Annotated in this window: 23 protein-coding genes and 1 tRNA gene; 22 read left to right on the plus strand and 2 right to left on the minus strand. The window is 39.8% G+C overall.

All coding sequences use genetic code 11. The features are described from left to right. Positions 1–36: 36 nt before the first annotated feature. From ylxM to JQM81_RS10355, 21 genes are all read left to right on the plus strand, one after another. Complete coding sequence (ylxM, locus tag JQM81_RS10255) at positions 37–402, plus strand: YlxM family DNA-binding protein (protein ID WP_235233529.1); 366 nt, start codon at positions 37–39, stop codon at positions 400–402. Between the two features lies 1 nt (position 403). After that, complete coding sequence (gene ffh, locus JQM81_RS10260; protein ID WP_235233484.1) at positions 404–1,762, plus strand: signal recognition particle protein; 1,359 nt, start codon at positions 404–406, stop codon at positions 1,760–1,762. Positions 1,763–1,831: 69 nt separating this feature from the next. After that, positions 1,832–2,077, plus strand: coding sequence for a 30S ribosomal protein S16 (gene rpsP / locus JQM81_RS10265; RefSeq protein WP_235233486.1), 246 nt, complete (start codon positions 1,832–1,834; stop codon positions 2,075–2,077). A 23-nt stretch (positions 2,078–2,100) separates the two neighbouring features. Next, positions 2,101–2,331, plus strand: coding sequence for a KH domain-containing protein (locus JQM81_RS10270; protein WP_235233488.1), 231 nt, complete (start codon positions 2,101–2,103; stop codon positions 2,329–2,331). Between the two features lie 83 nt (positions 2,332–2,414). Next, positions 2,415–2,921 (plus strand): ribosome maturation factor RimM, encoded by a 507-nt coding sequence (gene rimM / locus JQM81_RS10275; RefSeq protein ID WP_235233490.1) that lies wholly within the window; start codon positions 2,415–2,417, stop codon positions 2,919–2,921. A gap of 13 nt (positions 2,922–2,934) precedes the next feature. After that, positions 2,935–3,687 carry a tRNA (guanosine(37)-N1)-methyltransferase TrmD gene (gene trmD, locus JQM81_RS10280; RefSeq protein ID WP_235233492.1) on the plus strand — a complete coding sequence of 251 codons (753 nt, stop codon included), beginning with the start codon at positions 2,935–2,937 and terminating at the stop codon, positions 3,685–3,687. 129 nt (positions 3,688–3,816) lie between these two features. Then, positions 3,817–4,164: a 50S ribosomal protein L19 gene (gene rplS / locus JQM81_RS10285; RefSeq protein ID WP_235233494.1), complete on the plus strand. Its 348-nt coding sequence runs from the start codon at positions 3,817–3,819 to the stop codon at positions 4,162–4,164. Positions 4,165–4,228: 64 nt separating this feature from the next. Then, positions 4,229–4,852: a signal peptidase I gene (gene lepB / locus JQM81_RS10290; RefSeq protein ID WP_235233495.1), complete on the plus strand. Its 624-nt coding sequence runs from the start codon at positions 4,229–4,231 to the stop codon at positions 4,850–4,852. A gap of 12 nt (positions 4,853–4,864) precedes the next feature. After that, positions 4,865–5,713 (plus strand): ribosome biogenesis GTPase YlqF, encoded by an 849-nt coding sequence (gene ylqF / locus JQM81_RS10295; RefSeq protein WP_235233496.1) that lies wholly within the window; start codon positions 4,865–4,867, stop codon positions 5,711–5,713. 36 nt (positions 5,714–5,749) lie between these two features. Continuing rightward, entirely contained in the window at positions 5,750–6,319 is a 570-nt protein-coding gene (lepB, locus tag JQM81_RS10300) for a signal peptidase I (RefSeq protein WP_235233497.1), read from the plus strand. Then, positions 6,312–6,971 carry a ribonuclease HII gene (locus JQM81_RS10305; RefSeq protein ID WP_235233499.1) on the plus strand — a complete coding sequence of 220 codons (660 nt, stop codon included), beginning with the start codon at positions 6,312–6,314 and terminating at the stop codon, positions 6,969–6,971. Before lepB (JQM81_RS10300) ends, JQM81_RS10305 begins: the two co-directional genes overlap by 8 nt. Before the next feature lie 14 nt (positions 6,972–6,985). After that, complete coding sequence (locus JQM81_RS10310) at positions 6,986–7,345, plus strand: YraN family protein (protein ID WP_235233501.1); 360 nt, start codon at positions 6,986–6,988, stop codon at positions 7,343–7,345. 12 nt (positions 7,346–7,357) lie between these two features. Next, complete coding sequence (gene pgeF, locus JQM81_RS10315; RefSeq protein WP_235233503.1) at positions 7,358–8,194, plus strand: peptidoglycan editing factor PgeF; 837 nt, start codon at positions 7,358–7,360, stop codon at positions 8,192–8,194. Between the two features lie 12 nt (positions 8,195–8,206). Continuing rightward, positions 8,207–9,088, plus strand: coding sequence for a mechanosensitive ion channel family protein (locus JQM81_RS10320; protein WP_235233504.1), 882 nt, complete (start codon positions 8,207–8,209; stop codon positions 9,086–9,088). A gap of 146 nt (positions 9,089–9,234) precedes the next feature. Beyond that, complete coding sequence (locus JQM81_RS10325; RefSeq protein ID WP_235233505.1) at positions 9,235–10,548, plus strand: circularly permuted type 2 ATP-grasp protein; 1,314 nt, start codon at positions 9,235–9,237, stop codon at positions 10,546–10,548. Beyond that, positions 10,530–11,222 carry an alpha-E domain-containing protein gene (locus JQM81_RS10330; RefSeq protein WP_235233506.1) on the plus strand — a complete coding sequence of 231 codons (693 nt, stop codon included), beginning with the start codon at positions 10,530–10,532 and terminating at the stop codon, positions 11,220–11,222. Before JQM81_RS10325 ends, JQM81_RS10330 begins: the two co-directional genes overlap by 19 nt. Before the next feature lies 1 nt (position 11,223). After that, the gene (locus JQM81_RS10335) at positions 11,224–11,997 is read left to right on the plus strand and encodes a transglutaminase-like domain-containing protein (RefSeq protein ID WP_235233507.1); all 774 of its coding nucleotides are present in this window, start codon (positions 11,224–11,226) and stop codon (positions 11,995–11,997) included. After that, on the plus strand, positions 11,998–12,936 hold the full coding sequence (locus tag JQM81_RS10340; RefSeq protein ID WP_235233508.1) for a M14 family metallopeptidase: 939 nt from the start codon (positions 11,998–12,000) through the stop codon (positions 12,934–12,936). Then, positions 12,933–13,868 (plus strand): M14 family metallopeptidase, encoded by a 936-nt coding sequence (locus JQM81_RS10345; protein WP_235233510.1) that lies wholly within the window; start codon positions 12,933–12,935, stop codon positions 13,866–13,868. Before JQM81_RS10340 ends, JQM81_RS10345 begins: the two co-directional genes overlap by 4 nt. Positions 13,869–13,956: 88 nt before the next feature. Then, a tRNA-Thr gene (locus JQM81_RS10350) sits at positions 13,957–14,029 on the plus strand. A gap of 174 nt (positions 14,030–14,203) precedes the next feature. Further along, positions 14,204–14,797, plus strand: coding sequence for a GTP pyrophosphokinase (locus tag JQM81_RS10355; RefSeq protein ID WP_235233511.1), 594 nt, complete (start codon positions 14,204–14,206; stop codon positions 14,795–14,797). Positions 14,798–14,859: 62 nt separating this feature from the next. On the opposite strand, the gene JQM81_RS10360 is transcribed toward JQM81_RS10355, so the two are convergent. Continuing rightward, entirely contained in the window at positions 14,860–15,657 is a 798-nt protein-coding gene (locus JQM81_RS10360) for an ABC transporter permease (protein WP_235233512.1), read from the minus strand. Next, positions 15,650–16,417 (minus strand): ABC transporter ATP-binding protein, encoded by a 768-nt coding sequence (locus tag JQM81_RS10365; protein WP_235233514.1) that lies wholly within the window; start codon positions 16,415–16,417, stop codon positions 15,650–15,652. Before JQM81_RS10365 ends, JQM81_RS10360 begins: the two co-directional genes overlap by 8 nt. Positions 16,418–16,556: 139 nt before the next feature. Between JQM81_RS10365 and JQM81_RS10370 the strand changes: the two genes are divergently transcribed. Further along, complete coding sequence (locus tag JQM81_RS10370; RefSeq protein ID WP_235233516.1) at positions 16,557–17,168, plus strand: epoxyqueuosine reductase QueH; 612 nt, start codon at positions 16,557–16,559, stop codon at positions 17,166–17,168.

Consider the following 17,168-nt stretch of genomic DNA (forward strand, 5'->3'; position numbering starts at 1 on the left):
AAGAAAAAACACTTGACACCTATTGTGCTTTGGTGTATGATATCACAGGTGATAAATGTGAATGAGATTCTGGAACAAGCCTTATTATTTGATTTTTATGGAGAATTGCTGACGGATCATCAGAAAGAAATCTATGAGCAATTCGTGCTGGAAGATCTGTCACTTGGAGAGATCGCCAGAGAAGCTGGTATCAGCCGTCAAGGAGTTCATGATCTGATCAGACGTTGTAATCAGACTTTGAAGGGATATGAAGATAAGCTTCATCTGATTGAAAAATTTCTGGCTATCAAAGAAAAGGTAAAAAAGATAGACAATTTGCTGGATGATTATCATGAAGAGAATGCAGAAGAACTGATTGTCAGCATCCGCAGGATATCCGATGAGATTATAGAGGAGTTATAGTATGGCATTTGACAGTTTGACAGAAAAACTTCAAAACGTTTTTAAAAATCTGAGAAGTAAGGGACGTCTCACCGAAGATGATGTAAAAGAAGCTTTAAAGGAGATCAAGCGTGCTTTGCTTGCAGCAGATGTAAACTTCAAAGTAGTTAAAGATTTTATTAAAAGTGTTCAGGAAAGAGCAATTGGCCAGGATGTTATGAATGGTCTGAATCCTGGGCAGATGGTAATCAAGATCGTTAATGAAGAACTGGTCAAGCTGATGGGTTCAGAGACTACTGAGATCCAGCTGCAGCCGGGAAGTGCAATTACCGTCATTATGATGGCTGGTCTTCAGGGAGCAGGTAAGACCACGACTACTGCAAAACTGGCAGGAAAATATAAATTAAAAGGCAAAAAGCCACTGCTTGTAGCCTGTGATGTCTACAGGCCGGCAGCAATCAAGCAGTTACAGGTGAATGGTGAAAAGCAAGGTGTAGAAGTATTCGCCATGGGAGAGAATCATAAACCATCTAATATCGCCAAAGCTGCCATAGAACATGCTCAGAAAAACGGGAATAATATCGTGATTCTGGATACGGCCGGACGACTTCATATAGATGAAGATATGATGGCTGAATTACAAGAAATTAAAGAGACAGTTACCGTTCATCAGACAATTTTGGTTATTGATGCCATGACTGGTCAAGATGCAGTTAATGTGGCGAAAGACTTCAATGAGAAGATTGGTGTAGACGGTGTGATTGTTACAAAGCTGGATGGTGATACACGAGGCGGTGCAGCGTTGTCAGTAAAAGCAGTCACCGGAAAGCCAATTCTATATGTTGGTATGGGAGAAAAACTGTCAGATCTGGAACAGTTCTATCCGGACAGAATGGCTTCACGTATTCTGGGAATGGGAGATGTGCTTACTCTGATCGAGAAAGCGGAAGCAGAGATCGATGAAGAAAAAGCAAAGCAGATGACCCAGAAGCTGAAGAAAAATCAATTTGATTTTGAAGATTATCTGGAAAGTATTAAGCAGATGAAAAGCATGGGAGGTCTTGGAAGCGTCATGAGTATGATGCCTGGACTTGGCGCTCTTGGAGGAAAGGCTGGCAAGATGAAAGGCCTTGATGATGAGCAGACAGCACAGGCAGAAAAAAATATGGCAAGGATGGAAGCAATCATCTATTCTATGACACCGGAAGAGAGAAGAAATCCAGACATTCTGAACCCATCCAGAAAGCATCGGATTGCCAAAGGTGCAGGTGTTGACATCAGTGAAGTTAATCGTATGGTTAAACAGTTTGGCGAGATGAAAAAGATGATGAAGATGATGGGAAAAGGCGGCAGAAAAGGCAAATTCCGTATGCCGTTCTAAATATGATATATCGCGTATATCGCGTTATATAGATATTAAATAATGAAAAAATTGTGGAGGTGAAATACAATGGCAGTAAAAATCAGATTAAGAAGAATGGGACAGAAAAAGGCTCCTTTCTATAGAATCATCGTAGCTGATTCTAAGTCTCCAAGAGACGGAAGATTCATTGATGAGATTGGTACTTATGATCCAAATTGTGATCCAAGTGCAATTACAGTTGATGAGGAAGCAGCTAAGAAATGGTTAAGTAACGGTGCACAGCCTACAGAAGCTGTAAGCAAGATTTTTAAAGCAGCAGGCATTGAAAAATAATTCTTGCCTTGGAGGTGCGCGTTATGAAAGAATTAGTGGAAGTAATTGCGAAAGCATTAGTTGACGATCCAGACAGTGTTGTTGTGAACGAGAGAGAAGAAAAAAAGACAACGATCCTGGAAGTACATGTGGCAGATTCTGATATGGGAAAGGTCATTGGAAAACAGGGACGTATTGCCAAAGCAATCCGTTCTGTCGTAAAAGCAGCGGCAGCCAAAGAAGACAAGAAGGTCATCGTTGATATTATGGATTAATATGAATGGGGAGAGCCCCTTTCATTCGGGGACAGGCGCGAGAGATTGTTGTCTGTCCCTGTTTATATCTTAAGGAGAATTATATGGAACAATTATTACAGGTAGGGGTAATTACTCAGACACATGGAGTCCGTGGAGAGGTTAAAGTATTTCCGACAACGGATGATGCTGCACGGTTTAAAAAGCTGAAGCATGTGATGTTAGATACAGGGAAAGAAACACTGCCTTTGGAAATTGAGAGTGTAAAGTTTTTTAAACAATTTGTGATCTTAAAATTTAAAGGCTTTGATAATATAAATGATATTGAAAGATATAAAAGATGTCCGCTTTTGATTGAGCGTGAGAATGCTGTTCCGCTTGAGGAAGGTGAATACTTTATTGCAGATATGATTGGCATGAAAGTAATCACCGACGAAGGGGAGAATTTTGGAATCCTTAAGGATGTTATGGAAACAGGAGCTAATGATGTGTATGTGATTGAACATCCTTCAGAAGGAGAAGTCCTGGTCCCGGCAATCAAGGAGTGCATTCTTGATGTGGACATAGAAAATAGACAGATGAAGATTCATGTGATGAATGGTTTGATTTAGAAGGAGAAAATGGATGCAGTTTTATATTATGACATTATTTCCAGAAATGGTAATGCAAGGACTGGATACCAGCATCATTGGTCGGGCAATGAATAAAGGATTGCTTTCGATAGAAGCTGTTAATATCCGAGATTATGCTTTCAATAAACATAATAGTGTCGATGATTATCCTTATGGTGGTGGAGCCGGGATGTTGATGCAGGCGGAGCCGGTATACCAGTGTTATCAGGCTGTAGAAGAGAAGATTGGGAAAAAGCCAAGAGTCATCTATCTCTCACCACAAGGGAAGACCTTTAACCAGAATATGGCAGAGGAATTTGCAAATGAAGAAGAGCTGGTCTTTCTCTGTGGACATTATGAAGGAATCGACGAGCGTGTGTTAGAGGAAATTGTGACGGATTACGTGTCCATTGGTGATTATGTGCTGACAGGAGGAGAACTTCCGGCTATGATCATGGTAGATGCAATTTCCAGACTTGTGCCAGGAGTGCTTCATAATGATGTATCCGCAGAGTTTGAAAGTTTTCAGGACAATCTGTTAGAATATCCCCAATATTCCCGCCCAGAAGTGTGGCATGATAAAAGAGTACCGGAAGTCTTGATGTCCGGACATCATGCGAACATTGAAAAATGGAGAAGGGAGCAATCCGTTATTCGAACTGCGAAGAATAGACCGGATCTGTTGGAAAAAGCTGAATTGACGGAAGCAGAACGCAGATTGGCGGATTCTCTGATGATTGAAATGGAAAGAATCAGATTAGAGTAAATAAAAGCAAAAAACCCTTGCGAAATAGGTATAAATATGATATTATATAGCGTGTTGTGAAGAAAAAAGATGGTCCTCTGGTACAATGAAGTATTAAGAACATCCAAGTAAATAAGGAGGTCACACATAATGAACGATATTATTAAGAACATTGAAGCAGAGCAGTTAAAAGATTCTGTTTCTGAATTCCACGTTGGAGATACTGTAAAAGTATATGGAAAAATCAAAGAAGGAAACCGTGAAAGAATTCAGGTTTTCGAAGGAACTGTCCTGAAGAAACAGGGTGGCGGAGCAAGAGCAACATTCACAGTTAGAAAGAATTCTAACGGAATCGGTGTTGAGAAGACATGGCCACTGCATTCACCAAATGTTGAAAAAGTTGAAGTAGTAAGAAGAGGTAAAGTAAGAAGAGCTAAACTTTACTACTTAAGAGATCGCGTTGGTAAGAAAGCAAAAGTAAGAGAATTAGTAAAATAAGAAACAGTGAGAAAAGGACAAGTACATATTGTATATTGTCCTTTTTGTGTTATAAGGGGAAACTATGAAGCGTAGACGAAAAAAACTTGGATTTGGACGGGTAAGGAAGAGAACAAAGCCGGTCAGAAAATCAAGAAAAAAGAAGTTCCGTATGAATCTGCATCAGTTGTCTATTGTTGGGAAATGGATTTTTAAAATTGCAGTAGTATGTCTTCTGGCCTTTGTAGCGGTGTGGTATTTTGGACAGCAGGTAAGTACAGTTGGAGATTCTATGAATCCAGTGTTGAGTAATGGAGATGTTGTATTGGTCAATCGGATAGTATATAATGCTACAACTCCAAAACGAGGAGATATCATTGTATTTAAACCAAAAGGAAATGAAAATGCCCACTACTATATTAAAAGAATTATTGGTCTTCCGGGCGAAACAGTTGAAATCATGGAGAACCATATTTATATTGATGGTGAAAAACTGGAAGAAGATTATGAAACTACCGATATTGATGATGTAGGAATTGTCAATGAGAAGATACAGCTTGACGGAGATGAGTATTTTGTGCTGGGAGATAATCGCAAGAGCAGTGAAGACAGCCGGAATGCAGATATCGGTAATGTAAAACGGGAGTATATATACGGGAAGGCATGGTTTGTCCTGTCACCTAAGAAAGATTTTGGATTTATCAGATAGAGGAGAAAAAGTATGCATTTTCAGTGGTATCCTGGTCATATGACGAAAGCAAAACGTATGATGCAGGAGAATATAAAATTAATTGATCTGGTCATTGAACTAGTGGATGCGAGATTACCAGTCAGTAGTCGAAATCCAGATATTGATGAACTGGGAAAGAATAAAGCGAGATTGATTCTTTTAAATAAAGCTGATCTTGCGGAAGAAAAATGGAATGATGCATGGGCAGAATATTTTCGAAAAAAGGGGTTTTCTGTAGTGAAAGTCAACTCCAAAAAAGGCGGTGGAATGAAGTCTATCCATGGCGTGATTCAGGAAGCGTGTAAGGAGAAGATTGAAAGAGATCGAAAGAGAGGGATTCTAAACCGACCTGTTCGTGCAATGGTGGTTGGAATTCCAAATGTAGGGAAATCGACCTTTATCAATTCTCTGGCAGGAAAAGCATGTGCTAAGACTGGAAATAAACCAGGCGTTACAAAAGGGAAACAGTGGATACGACTGAATAAACAGGTAGAACTTTTAGATACACCGGGAATTCTGTGGCCAAAGTTTGAAGACCAAAGTGTTGGTTTAAAACTGGCATTTATCGGATCCATTAAGGATGAAATCTTGAATACAGAGGAACTGGCGGCAGAGTTGATTGGATTCTTGAATGAATATTATCCGGGGATACTGGAAGAAAAGTATCATGTCGATTCGGCTGCAGATGTATATATTATGCTTGGACAGATTGCAGAGAGCAGACATTGTCTGATAAGAGGAAATGAGTTAGATACTGAAAAGGCGGCAGTTTTGCTGCTGGATGATTTCCGAAATGGGAGGCTGGGGAGACTGACACTAGAATATCCGCAGGAAGTGTGATAGAATCTACTAGTGAACCAGAAAGGGGATTATAATATGGCAAGGGATAAAAGAAATGAAGAGAAAGAAAGAGGCATTATCCGAGAATTGCTAGGATGGCTTCTGTACATATTGATTATTATTGGACTTACATACGTGATCATTACGTTTGTGGGGCAGAGGACCAGAGTAAGTGGCTCGTCCATGGAGACGACCTTAAGTGACGGTGATAATCTGATCGTGGATAAACTGACGTATCGTTTTAGAGAACCAAAACGCTATGATATTATCGTATTTCCATACCAATATGAGGAAAATACATATTATATCAAACGTATTATCGGGCTTCCAGGGGAGACGGTCCAGGTAATTGATGGATACGTTTATATTGATGGAAACCTTCTGGACAGTGATATCTATGGCGCAGAGGCGATGAATTCACCCGGAATTGCAGCAGAACCAATTACACTGGGAGACGATGAGTATTTTGTATTGGGAGATAACCGTAATCACAGCTCTGACAGCAGAGATCCTAGCGTTGGGGTGTTGAAACGTAAGAATCTGATAGGAAGAGCATGGGTTCGGATCTATCCGTTTGATGAAATGGGAGTTATTAAGCATGAATAAACGAGAAGAGGATAGACTCCGCAAGCAGCAGGAAAAATTAGAGAAGGAACTGGCGCGCATAGAGAGTATGAGTGTATACGAAAGAGAGTATAGTCAGTGCCAGTATATCTGCGGAATTGATGAGGTAGGAAGAGGCCCTCTTGCAGGCCCGGTTGTGGCAGGAGCTGTAATTTTGCCGAAAAATGAGACTATTTTATATTTAAACGATTCGAAAAAGTTGTCGGAGAAAAAGAGAGAAGCTTTGTATGATGAGATTATGGAAAAAGCGGTCGCAACAGGAATTGGAATTGTTAGTCCGGCACGAATTGATGAGATTAATATTCTTCAGGCGACATATGAGGCTATGCGAATCGCTGTTTCCAATCTGAAGGTACATCCGGATATTTTGCTGAATGATGCTGTTACGATACCAGAGGTAGATATTTTGCAAGTTCCGATTATCAAAGGGGATGCAAAAAGTATATCTATTGCTGCGGCCAGTATTATCGCAAAAGTAACAAGAGATCGCATGATGGTAGAATATGATAAAGTGATACCAGGGTATGATTTTGCCAGTAATAAAGGTTATGGAACAAAAGCGCATATTGCTGGTCTGAAGGAGTTGGGACCTTCCCCAATTCATAGAACAACATTTATTAAGAACTTCGTATAATAAATCGGAGGTATATGAAAAAGAACAGACGGGAAATCGGTACAGAATATGAGAAAAAAGCAGGAGCATATTTAGAAGGGCAGGGATATGAAGTTCTGGAGTATAATTATCGCTGCCGCATGGGAGAGATTGATATCATTGCCAGAGATGGAGAATATCTGGTGTTCTGTGAGGTGAAATATCGCTCAGACTCTGGAAGTGGGCACCCGGCGGAAGCTGTTGACTACAGAAAACAACGAGTGATTTCTAAATGTGCATTGTACTATATTATGCTGCATGGACTGCAGGATATAAGCTGCCGCTTTGATGTGGTGAGCATTGAAGGTAATGTAATTACACTGTATAAAAATGCTTTTGATTATATTGGAGAATAGGAGAATCAAGAAATGAGTCTGGGATTAAAATATAAAAATCATGAACACATTTTTGATGAAAAAGAGGTCAATGGTGTGCCATTCCTTACTTATCCACTGCTTGAGCATACTGGTGTTGTAACGCATGGTTTTTCAACCAGGCTTGGAGGTGTCAGTACTGGATATTGCTCAACGATGAATATCAGCACAACCAGAGGTGATGATCCGAAGGCGATTGAAGAGAATAAGAGGAGACTTGCAACGGCAATTGGAGTTGATGCAGATAGTTTTACTTATACGAATCAGACACATACGACGAATGTTGCAGTAGTGGAACCAAAAGACAGAGGCAGACGTTTTTTGGAAACGGACGGATTGGTGACGAACGTACCGGGAATCTGTCTGGTAACGTTTTACGCAGATTGTGTTCCATTGTATTTTGTGGATCCTGTGAAGAAAGCGATTGGATTGAGTCATTCCGGATGGAGAGGTACTGTTCATAAGATGGGAAAAGTTACGGTAGAGACGATGAGAGATGCTTATGGAACGAGGCCGGAAGATGTAATTGCAGCAATTGGTCCATCAATTTGTCAGGATTGTTACGAAGTGAGCGAAGAAGTTATTGAGCAGTTTCGGAATAATTTTGAGAAAAGTTTGTGTTCAGAATTATTCTATCAAAAAGAAAATGGAAAATACCAGTTGAATCTTTGGAAAGCAAACCAGGTTGTATTGATGGAGGCAGGAATTAAGAAAGAACATATAGCAGTGACGAATGTCTGTACACATTGTAATCCAGATATCTTTTTTTCTCATAGAACAACTGGGGAAAAAAGAGGAAACTTAAGTGCACTGCTGGCTTTGAAAGCATAACAGGAGGAAAAGATGGCAACAGAGACAACGAATGAGGTGGCAGAAGTTACACAAGATACGGTAGAAGAGATGAATCAGTTTGTCCAGTATATACAGGACAGTGTTCCTTCGATGATTGGCTTCGGAATCAGAGTTTTGATGGCGTTGGTAGCTTTTTTCATTGGCAGAATGATTATCAAATGGATTCGAAAGATTGTACGCAGATCTTTGGAAAGATCCAATGCCGATAAAGGTGTCGAACAGTTTGTAGATTCTGTTTTAAAATTTGGTCTTTATTTCTTGCTGATATTTAGTCTGGTATCGGAATTGGGAGTTGATACGACTTCAGTGGCAGCGGTGGTCGCTTCTGGTGGTGTGGCAATTGGTCTTGCATTGCAGGGCAGTTTGTCTAATTTTGCTGGCGGTGTTCTTATACTGATTTTGAAACCATTCCAAGTTGGTGATTATATTATTGAAGACACCAATAAAAATGAAGGAACAGTGAAAGAGATTCAGATCTTCTATACAAAGCTTAGTACGATAGATAATAAAACCATTGTCATTCCAAATGGTATGTTGACGAATAGTAGTCTTACCAATGCAACGGCAAAGGACGAAAGAAGACTTGATCTTAAAGTATCCATTTCTTATGAAGCAGATCTGAAGCAGGCAAAATCATTGATTGAAGAAATTCTGCGAAACGATGAAAGTGTCGAGAAGGATGAAGAAATACTTGTATTTGTGGATGAATTGGCAGAAAGTGCGGTAGTTCTCGGTGCCAGAGCATGGGTGAAGAGTGAAGTGTACTGGGAGACCAGATGGCGTGTGCTAGAGAATATTAAGTTGACGATGGATGCTCAGGGTATCGAGATACCATATCCAAAGCTGTCTGTGCATATGGCGAAAAATAATTGACAAATTTTAAACGGACGAGTAATATAATAGTAAGCAAAGGTGCCTGAAAAATCAGGTGCCTTTTGTTATTATTACGGACAAGGATGTTCTTCTTACGGTTAATCCTCTGTAAGGAGAACATTTTTTCATTTAGGAAGGTGAGAAATATGGAATATCTAGTGAATCATGTCGAAGGAATTAACAAATTACTGGCACGTTATGGGGTCAAGTTTGGAATTTACAAAAATCAGACATTTCATGAACAGCTTTTTCCTTTCGATGCGATACCGAGAATTATTACGAAAAATGATTTCGCATTGTTGGAAAAAGGACTTATTCAGAGAGTAGATGCACTGAATCTGTTTTTGAAAGATGTGTATGGAGAAAAGAAGATAATTAAGGATGGAGTGATTCCAGAAGAATTCGTGTTTTCATCTTCCGGATACCTTCCGGAATGTGAAGGTGCCTGCCCTCCGAAGAATATATACAGCCATATTTCAGGAATTGATCTGGTACAGGGAAAGGATGGAAGCTGGTATATATTAGAAGATAATCTCAGAATACCTTCAGGTGCGTCATATCCTCTGATTGCGCGTGAATTGGAACGAAGAGTAGCACCGGAGACTTTCCGGACGAATCCGATCATTGACAATCGTAATTATGCAAAGATGCTGACGGATACGATGGAATATGTTAATACAGGCGGCATCAGGGTCATAATGACACCCGGAAGATACAATGCCGCATATTTTGAACATTCTTATCTTGCAGAACGAACAGGAAGTGTGCTGGCAATGTGCAGTGATTTGTTCGTAGAAAAAAATCAATTATATTACAGGGATTTCCGTGGTGGAAAACAGAAAGTAGGCGTCATTTATCGACGGATTTCAGATGAATATCTTGATCCAATGACGTTCAATCCGGAATCATTGATTGGTGTTCCAAATATCATGGATGTATATCGCTCGGGAAATGTAGCGATTGTAAATGCACCTGGTAATGGAATTGCGGATGATAAAGGTATCTATTATTTTGTACCGAAGATGATCCGGTATTATCTGGATCAAAAACCGATTCTTAAGAATGCGCCGACATATCTTCCGTTTTATGAAGAGGACCGTAAATATGTCCTGGAGAATCTGGACAAGCTGGTTATCAAAGATGTAGCCGAAGCTGGAGGCTACGGAGTTATCTTTGGAAATGAACTGACAAAAGAAAAGCTGGAAGATATGAAAGCGTTAGTTCAGAAAGAAGCCCGAAGGTTTATAGCACAAGAAGTGATTGATTTTCAGGATCTTCACATTATAGAGGGAGACGAACGGGTTCCAAGGAAAGCAGATCTAAGAGCTTTTGTATTATCTGGCGAGAAAACACAAGTTTGGCCGAGTGGGCTAACCAGATTTTCCAGGAATCCGGATTCGTTCGTAGTAAATTCATCACAGGGAGGAGGATTTAAAGACACATGGGTATTATCTCAATAGAAAAACTGGATCATTTGTATTGGTTAGGAAGGTACACAGAACGTGTATATACGACACTGAGAAAATTTTTTCGGGTTTTTGATGATATGATAGAGGCACCGGAAGGAAGCTATACATATTACTGTGAAAGATTGAATATTCCTGATATCTATACATCAAATCAGCAGTTTGCTGAATCTTATCTTTATGGAAAAGATAATCCGGATTCTTTGTATTCGAATATGAACAGGGCTTTTGACAATGCAATTGTTCTTCGGGATGAACTGAGCAGTAATGTGCTCAGTTATATGCAGATGGCACTGGACGTATTTGAAAAAGAGCAGCGTGAGATGGCGCCGCTTCTGGAATTACAGTCAGTGCTTGATGATCTTCTGGCATTCTGGGGATGCGTAGACGATTATGTGGAAGATGAAGAGTGCCGCAATATTATGAAATGCGGAAAATATGTAGAAAGGTTAGATTTATATATTCGTTTGGAGTATCACACAAAAGATATCGAGAAAGAATTCAGTAAACTTACGAATCGTCTGCATAAAACACCGATGTATTATGATGCGTCAACATTAGAAAAAATAGCAGGTATGATTCATGATAAATTATCTTGTCCAGAAAAAATGGCAGGAAGAGATCAGGAACTTCTCGATTGTCTGGGAAATATTATTGAGGTGAGATAACATGAAGTCATTACAGTTCACATACAGGATGGAGTTAAGATTCGATCAGCCTGTATGTGATCATTACTTTGCTTTGCGTTGTGTGCCGACGTCAAATGATGTACAGAAGATACAGATTACAAGTAGATATGTAAGCCCAACAGATAGCCTGGATGAAGTCATTGATGGATTTGGCAATCATAAATATGTGGGTCATTATGCGAATAACCATATGCGGTTTGCATATGAAGTGGAGGGGATGGCTATTGTGTCTGGAATGCAGGTGCAACGTTGTCCGCTTCATCCAATGTATAGATTCCCTTCCAGGTTTACAGAGCCTTCTGAGGAATTAAAAAAATATGGGAATTCTTTGAAAATCACATCGAAAGATCATCTGAAAGCCGCTGTGCAGATTATGGATGCAATCTATCAGGATTTTTCTTATGTTACTGGAAGTACCAATATTCATACGACAGCGGGTGAAGCATGGAAAGGGCGAAAAGGAGTCTGTCAGGACTATGCACATATTATGATTGCGTTGTGCCGTATGAAGGGGATTCCTGCCAGATATGTAAATGGACTTATGATCGGAGAAGGCTATACCCATGCCTGGGTGGAAATCTATACAGGAGAAGGATGGTATGGACTGGATCCGACGAATCATCTGCATGTAGATGATTATTATATAAAATTGGCCCATGGAAGAGATTATGGGGATTGTGTACTGGATAAGGGATTGTTTCGCGGACAGGCCTGCCAGTCACAGAAAATCTATGTAAATGTGGAGGAAATATAGATGGTCGAGACAGTAGTGTCTATGGGACTTCCGGTAGATGAACGTCTGGAAATAAAAAAGAATCGTCTGATGCCGGAAGAGACATCCGATAATATGAAAAGAATTGGGATCGTAACAGGAACGCATGGAGATGAATTGGAAGGTCAATTCGTGTGTTATGAGTTAAATCAAAGGATTCAGAAACACCCAGAATACCTGCATGGAATTGTAGATATATATCCGGCATTTAATCCCTTGGGAATTGATTCGATTACCCGGGGAATTCCCATGTTTGACCTGGATATGAACAGGATATTTCCTGGAAGCGAAGAAGGACCAATGATGGAAACAATGGTAAGTCGTCTGATGTCTGATCTAAAGGGGGCAGATATGTGCATCGATATTCATGCCAGCAATATTTATCTGGAAGAAATGCCGCAGGTAAGAATTAATGAAGAAACAGCAGATCAACTTGTACCATATGCGAGGCTGCTAAATGTAGATTTTGTGTGGATACATGCGGCAGCAACGGTATTGGAGTCTACTTTGGCATATAGTTTGAATATGATCGGCGTACCGACTCTGGTTGTTGAGATGGGTGTTGGCATGCGAATAACAAAAGATTATGGATATCAATTGGTGGATGGAATTTTAAATCTTATGAAAGAAATGGGAATCTGGAGTGGTTCGGTTGAATCTGTCAGAGAGCCGCTGATATCTTCAGACCGGGCAATCGGATTTGTAAATGCAGATCATCCAGGTATCTATCTTCCTGATGCCAGAATCTTTGATGAAGTAATGAGAGGAGATGTGTTGGGAAAAATTGTAGATCCACTGACAGGAAGTGTGCTGGAGGAGGTTAAAGCACCAATTACAGGAAAAGTATTTACCCGGAGAGAATATCCGATTGTATACAGTGGTTCTCTTTTGAATCGGATCCTTGGAGGTGCGGAAGAATGAAAACAGAAGTCATCTATACATTGGACTCTCCATATAGGGAGAAACTGGAAGTTACGGGATATCGTTTTGGCAGCGGAAGAAAATCTGTCTGTATTGTTGGAGCGATTCGAGGAAATGAGGTACAGCAATTATATGTGTGTTCTCAATTGGTGAAAAAATTGAAAGAGCTGGAAATGCATGGTGCGATTGTATCGGATAATGAGATCATGGTAATTCCTTCTGTGAATCATCATGCCATGAATATTGGGAAACGATTCTGGGCAGTGGATAATACAGATATTAACCGTATGTTCCCAGGATATGATAAGGGTGAGACAACACAGCGAATTGCAGCGGGTGTGTTTGAATGCGTAAAAGAATACAGCTATGGAATCCAGTTCGCCAGTTTTTATCTTCCGGGAGATTTTGTACCTCATGTTCGCATGATGGAGACCGGATATCAGAATACGAGTTTGGCAACTTTGTTTGGGCTTCCGTATGTAGTGGTAAGAAAACCAAAACCTATTGATACAACGACATTGAACTATAACTGGCAAGTATGGGAGACCAGTGCTTTTTCAGTCTATACCAGTGAGACTGATGTCGTAGATGAGGAATCTGCACGTCAGGCTGTATCAGCAGTTCTGCGTTTTTTGACAAGGATGGGAATTCTAAGATATAACAGTCATAATGGCTATATTGCCAGCATCATTAAAGAAGAGGAACTAACGATTGTTAAAACCAATGCATCTGGAATCTACCGTCGTCTGAAATCGCCGGGAGAAGAGGTTCATATGGGAGATGTATTAGGAGAGATCTTAGATCCATATGAAGGGGAAGAAATATGTAAAGTGTTAGCACCGACTGACGGTATCATTTTCTTCGCGCACAAAAAACCTCTGGTCACTGAAAGTGAGATTGTGTATAAGATGATTCGAAGATTACATGAGTAAAATATATAACAATATAGAAAAAAGTTCTTGCAAATATTTTGAAATTCGCTATAATAATATTTGTGACTGCTGATCGTAGCAGCAGAACGCTGGAATAGCTCAGTCGGTAGAGCACTTCACTCGTAATGAAGGGGTCGTCGGTTCAAGTCCGATTTCCAGCTTAAAATAAAACTACAGCTCTTAGATTAGAGTTGTAGTTTTTCTTTTTTTAACATAAATTTGATAGTTGTAACATAGGATTTGCATTATAATAGTATTAGGAAACAGGATATAGACTGGAGGAATGTAAGATTAAAAAGGAAGTAAAACAAGAGATAGAGCAGATTGCTGCAGATATGGAAAAAGAAAAGTATGAACTGCGCTATCAATATGTAGTGGGAATATTAAAAGCAAAAATCAATATAATAAATGAACAATTGTCACGTGAGTATGGCAGAGAAATTATTCGGGAGGTCAGCAGCAGACTGAAAAAACCAGACAGTATTCACGCAAAATTGCTCCGAAAAGATTATGAAAGGAATTTTGCGGCAGCAAAGAAAAAGCTGAATGATCTGATTGGGATTCGTATCGTGTGTTTATTTCTTGATGATGTGTATAAGGTTGCAGAAATGCTTCAAAAACAGAGTGATGTAGAAGTCATTAAGATTAAGGACTACATCGAAAAGCCGAAGAAGAATGGCTATATGAGTCTTCATATGATTGTTGAGATTCCGATTTATCTCGGGGAACATTCTGAGATAAAAAGAGCGGAGATTCAGATCCGTACGTCGGCTATGGACTTCTGGTCTGTATTGGATTATCAGTTGATTTATAAGAAGAATGTGTCTGGAGCAGAGGAAGTGGCGAAGGAATTAAAAGGGTATTCCGAAGAGATCGCTGCATTGGATAAGAAGATGATGAAGCTGCGCAATAAAATAGATAAGATATAAGAAATATGTATCAGGAGGTGCGATGTGTTGCATCTCCTGTGTTGCATTATCGAAGAACTCTGCTAATAATGTTTTGTGCACCATGTCTCCAGAATGCTGATCAGCGAATAGAGAAGCATTGCCATAATACATAGAAGAACGATGCTCATCAGAAGCCAATCCATTTTAAATACTTGACTAGAGTAGATAATCAGATATCCAAGACCATTTCTTGCTGCCAGAAATTCTCCAATAATAACACCTACCAGGCAAAGCCCGATATTTACTTTCATATTGCTGATGATCGCAGGTATTGAACTTGGAATGACAACTTTTGTCAATGCCTGAAAGCGGCTGCCTTGTAAGGTGTAGATTAATTTGATCTTTCCTGGATCTACGGTTGTAAAACTGGTATATAGACTTAAGATACTTCCAAAGATCGCCACTGACATACCGGCAACAATAATTGTCGTTTTTGTCGCACCCAGCCATACAATGAGTAAAGGAGCCAGAGCTGATTTTGGGAGACTGTTCAGTACCACCAGATAAGGATCTAAAATTTCAGAAAGCTTACAACTGAACCATAGAGCAACTGCCACCAAGACTCCGATGGCAGTAACTAAGAGGAAGCTTATGATGGTTTCATACAGTGTGATTCCTATGTGAAGAAAAATACTTTTATCAAGCACCATATTCCAGAAACACAGAGCAATTTTGGACGGGCTGCTGAAAATAAATGAATCAATGATTCCTATATTTGCCGTGAATTCCCAGATAAAGAGGAAACTTAGAAGAATCAAGATTCTGGAAATTCGTACAATACGCTGATGTTTTCGGTGATTTAAAAGGTATTGCTGTTGACCTTGAGATAGATCACTCATCTGTATTCAACTCCTTCCAGATTAGATTGAAATATGTTTTAAATTCTGGGGCATTACGTCTGTTTAACGGAGTGTCGGTATCCAGAGTAAAAATTAACGGTATGGTCTGTTTTATTGTTGCTGGTCGTCCGGATAGGATGATGACACGATCTGCCAATGAGATTGCTTCTGACAAATCATGGGTGACAAGAAGTGCAGATTTTCTTTCGTGGCGGATAATCTGACCAATGTCATCACCAACATTAAGGCGTGTCTGGTAATCCAGAGCAGAAAAAGGTTCATCCAGAAGTAAGATATCAGGTTCTAGCACCAAGGTACGTATTAATGCAGCTCTTTGACGCATTCCACCGGATAACTCCGAAGGACGGGAATTCTCAAATTGTTTCAGACCATACATATTGAGTAATTCATGAGCCTTTTCTTTTGTTCGGGCTGTCAGCATATGCTGTACCTCCAGACCAAGAATTACATTGTTATAGATGGTCCTCCATTCAAAAAGTTCATCATGCTGTAACATATAGCCAACATTTGTAGTACTTTCCCGCAGATATTTTCCATTAATTTTTATCAGACCTTTTTCTGGTGTCAGCAGACCGGCAATCAGGGAGAGAAGTGTAGATTTGCCACAGCCGGAAGGTCCTACTATGGATACGAATTCTCCTTTGTTTAGTGAAAAGGATATATCCGTAAGAGTGGGAGTCTCTCCTTCAAGGGTGTGGTAAGCATAGTGGATATGTTTTAATTCTAATACTTGTTCCATAGGAACCTCCTTGGATGACTATATATTATTTTATGTAAATATTGGAAATTCGTGACGGATTGACCTTGTCAGAACCGATGGAAAAAGCTATAATGCAAAAGTATAATACCACGGTCTACTATAAGGAGAAAGGATTCCTATGAATTATCAGAAAGAACTGGAAAAAACAATTCAGCGTCTGGAGAGAGAAGAGAAGGTACCGCGCTTGTTATTGCATAGCTGTTGTGCTCCATGCAGCAGTTATGTGTTGGAATATTTGAGTGATTTTTTCGAAATTACAGTATTTTATTACAATCCTAATATTTTCCCAGAGAGTGAATATACAAAACGGATTCTGGAGCAGCAGACGCTGATTGAGAAGATGAGGACCAGATATCCGGTTTCTTTCATAGCGGGGCAATACGATAAAGAGCGTTTTTATCAGATGGCTGAGGGAATGGAACATATGAAAGAAGGCGGAGTACGCTGCATGAAATGCTATGAATTGAGATTGAGAGAGACAGCTGAGATTGCCAGTCAAGGAGCTTTTGATTATTTTACAACGACTTTGAGTATTAGTCCGATGAAGAACGCAGAACGGTTAAATGAGATTGGAATGAGACTTGCAGAAGAATACGGCGTTTCTTATCTGCAGTCTGATTTTAAAAAGAGGAATGGATATAAACGTTCAATTGAATTATCAAAAGTATATGGTCTTTATAGACAGAATTATTGTGGATGTGAGTTTTCTATTCGGGAAGAAAACCGTTGA

The organism is Faecalicatena contorta, from assembly GCF_021531895.1.
Classification (GTDB): Bacteria; Bacillota; Clostridia; order Lachnospirales; family Lachnospiraceae; genus JAFBIX01.

Bases quoted from the DNA above. Each gene is read 5' to 3' on its own strand.
- ylxM (WP_235233529.1), top strand. From the start codon at position 37: ATGATATCACAGGTGATAAATGTGAATGAGATTCTGGAACAAGCCTTA.
- ffh (WP_235233484.1), top strand. From the start codon at position 404: ATGGCATTTGACAGTTTGACAGAAAAACTTCAAAACGTTTTTAAAAAT.
- rpsP (WP_235233486.1), top strand. From the start codon at position 1,832: ATGGCAGTAAAAATCAGATTAAGAAGAATGGGACAGAAAAAGGCTCCT.
- JQM81_RS10270 (WP_235233488.1), top strand. From the start codon at position 2,101: ATGAAAGAATTAGTGGAAGTAATTGCGAAAGCATTAGTTGACGATCCA.
- rimM (WP_235233490.1), top strand. From the start codon at position 2,415: ATGGAACAATTATTACAGGTAGGGGTAATTACTCAGACACATGGAGTC.
- trmD (WP_235233492.1), top strand. From the start codon at position 2,935: ATGCAGTTTTATATTATGACATTATTTCCAGAAATGGTAATGCAAGGA.
- rplS (WP_235233494.1), top strand. From the start codon at position 3,817: ATGAACGATATTATTAAGAACATTGAAGCAGAGCAGTTAAAAGATTCT.
- lepB (WP_235233495.1), top strand. From the start codon at position 4,229: ATGAAGCGTAGACGAAAAAAACTTGGATTTGGACGGGTAAGGAAGAGA.
- ylqF (WP_235233496.1), top strand. From the start codon at position 4,865: ATGCATTTTCAGTGGTATCCTGGTCATATGACGAAAGCAAAACGTATG.
- lepB (WP_235233497.1), top strand. From the start codon at position 5,750: ATGGCAAGGGATAAAAGAAATGAAGAGAAAGAAAGAGGCATTATCCGA.
- JQM81_RS10305 (WP_235233499.1), top strand. From the start codon at position 6,312: ATGAATAAACGAGAAGAGGATAGACTCCGCAAGCAGCAGGAAAAATTA.
- JQM81_RS10310 (WP_235233501.1), top strand. From the start codon at position 6,986: ATGAAAAAGAACAGACGGGAAATCGGTACAGAATATGAGAAAAAAGCA.
- pgeF (WP_235233503.1), top strand. From the start codon at position 7,358: ATGAGTCTGGGATTAAAATATAAAAATCATGAACACATTTTTGATGAA.
- JQM81_RS10320 (WP_235233504.1), top strand. From the start codon at position 8,207: ATGGCAACAGAGACAACGAATGAGGTGGCAGAAGTTACACAAGATACG.
- JQM81_RS10325 (WP_235233505.1), top strand. From the start codon at position 9,235: ATGGAATATCTAGTGAATCATGTCGAAGGAATTAACAAATTACTGGCA.
- JQM81_RS10330 (WP_235233506.1), top strand. From the start codon at position 10,530: ATGGGTATTATCTCAATAGAAAAACTGGATCATTTGTATTGGTTAGGA.
- JQM81_RS10335 (WP_235233507.1), top strand. From the start codon at position 11,224: ATGAAGTCATTACAGTTCACATACAGGATGGAGTTAAGATTCGATCAG.
- JQM81_RS10340 (WP_235233508.1), top strand. From the start codon at position 11,998: ATGGTCGAGACAGTAGTGTCTATGGGACTTCCGGTAGATGAACGTCTG.
- JQM81_RS10345 (WP_235233510.1), top strand. From the start codon at position 12,933: ATGAAAACAGAAGTCATCTATACATTGGACTCTCCATATAGGGAGAAA.
- JQM81_RS10355 (WP_235233511.1), top strand. From the start codon at position 14,204: ATGGAAAAAGAAAAGTATGAACTGCGCTATCAATATGTAGTGGGAATA.
- JQM81_RS10360 (WP_235233512.1), bottom strand. From the start codon at position 15,657: ATGAGTGATCTATCTCAAGGTCAACAGCAATACCTTTTAAATCACCGA.
- JQM81_RS10365 (WP_235233514.1), bottom strand. From the start codon at position 16,417: ATGGAACAAGTATTAGAATTAAAACATATCCACTATGCTTACCACACC.
- JQM81_RS10370 (WP_235233516.1), top strand. From the start codon at position 16,557: ATGAATTATCAGAAAGAACTGGAAAAAACAATTCAGCGTCTGGAGAGA.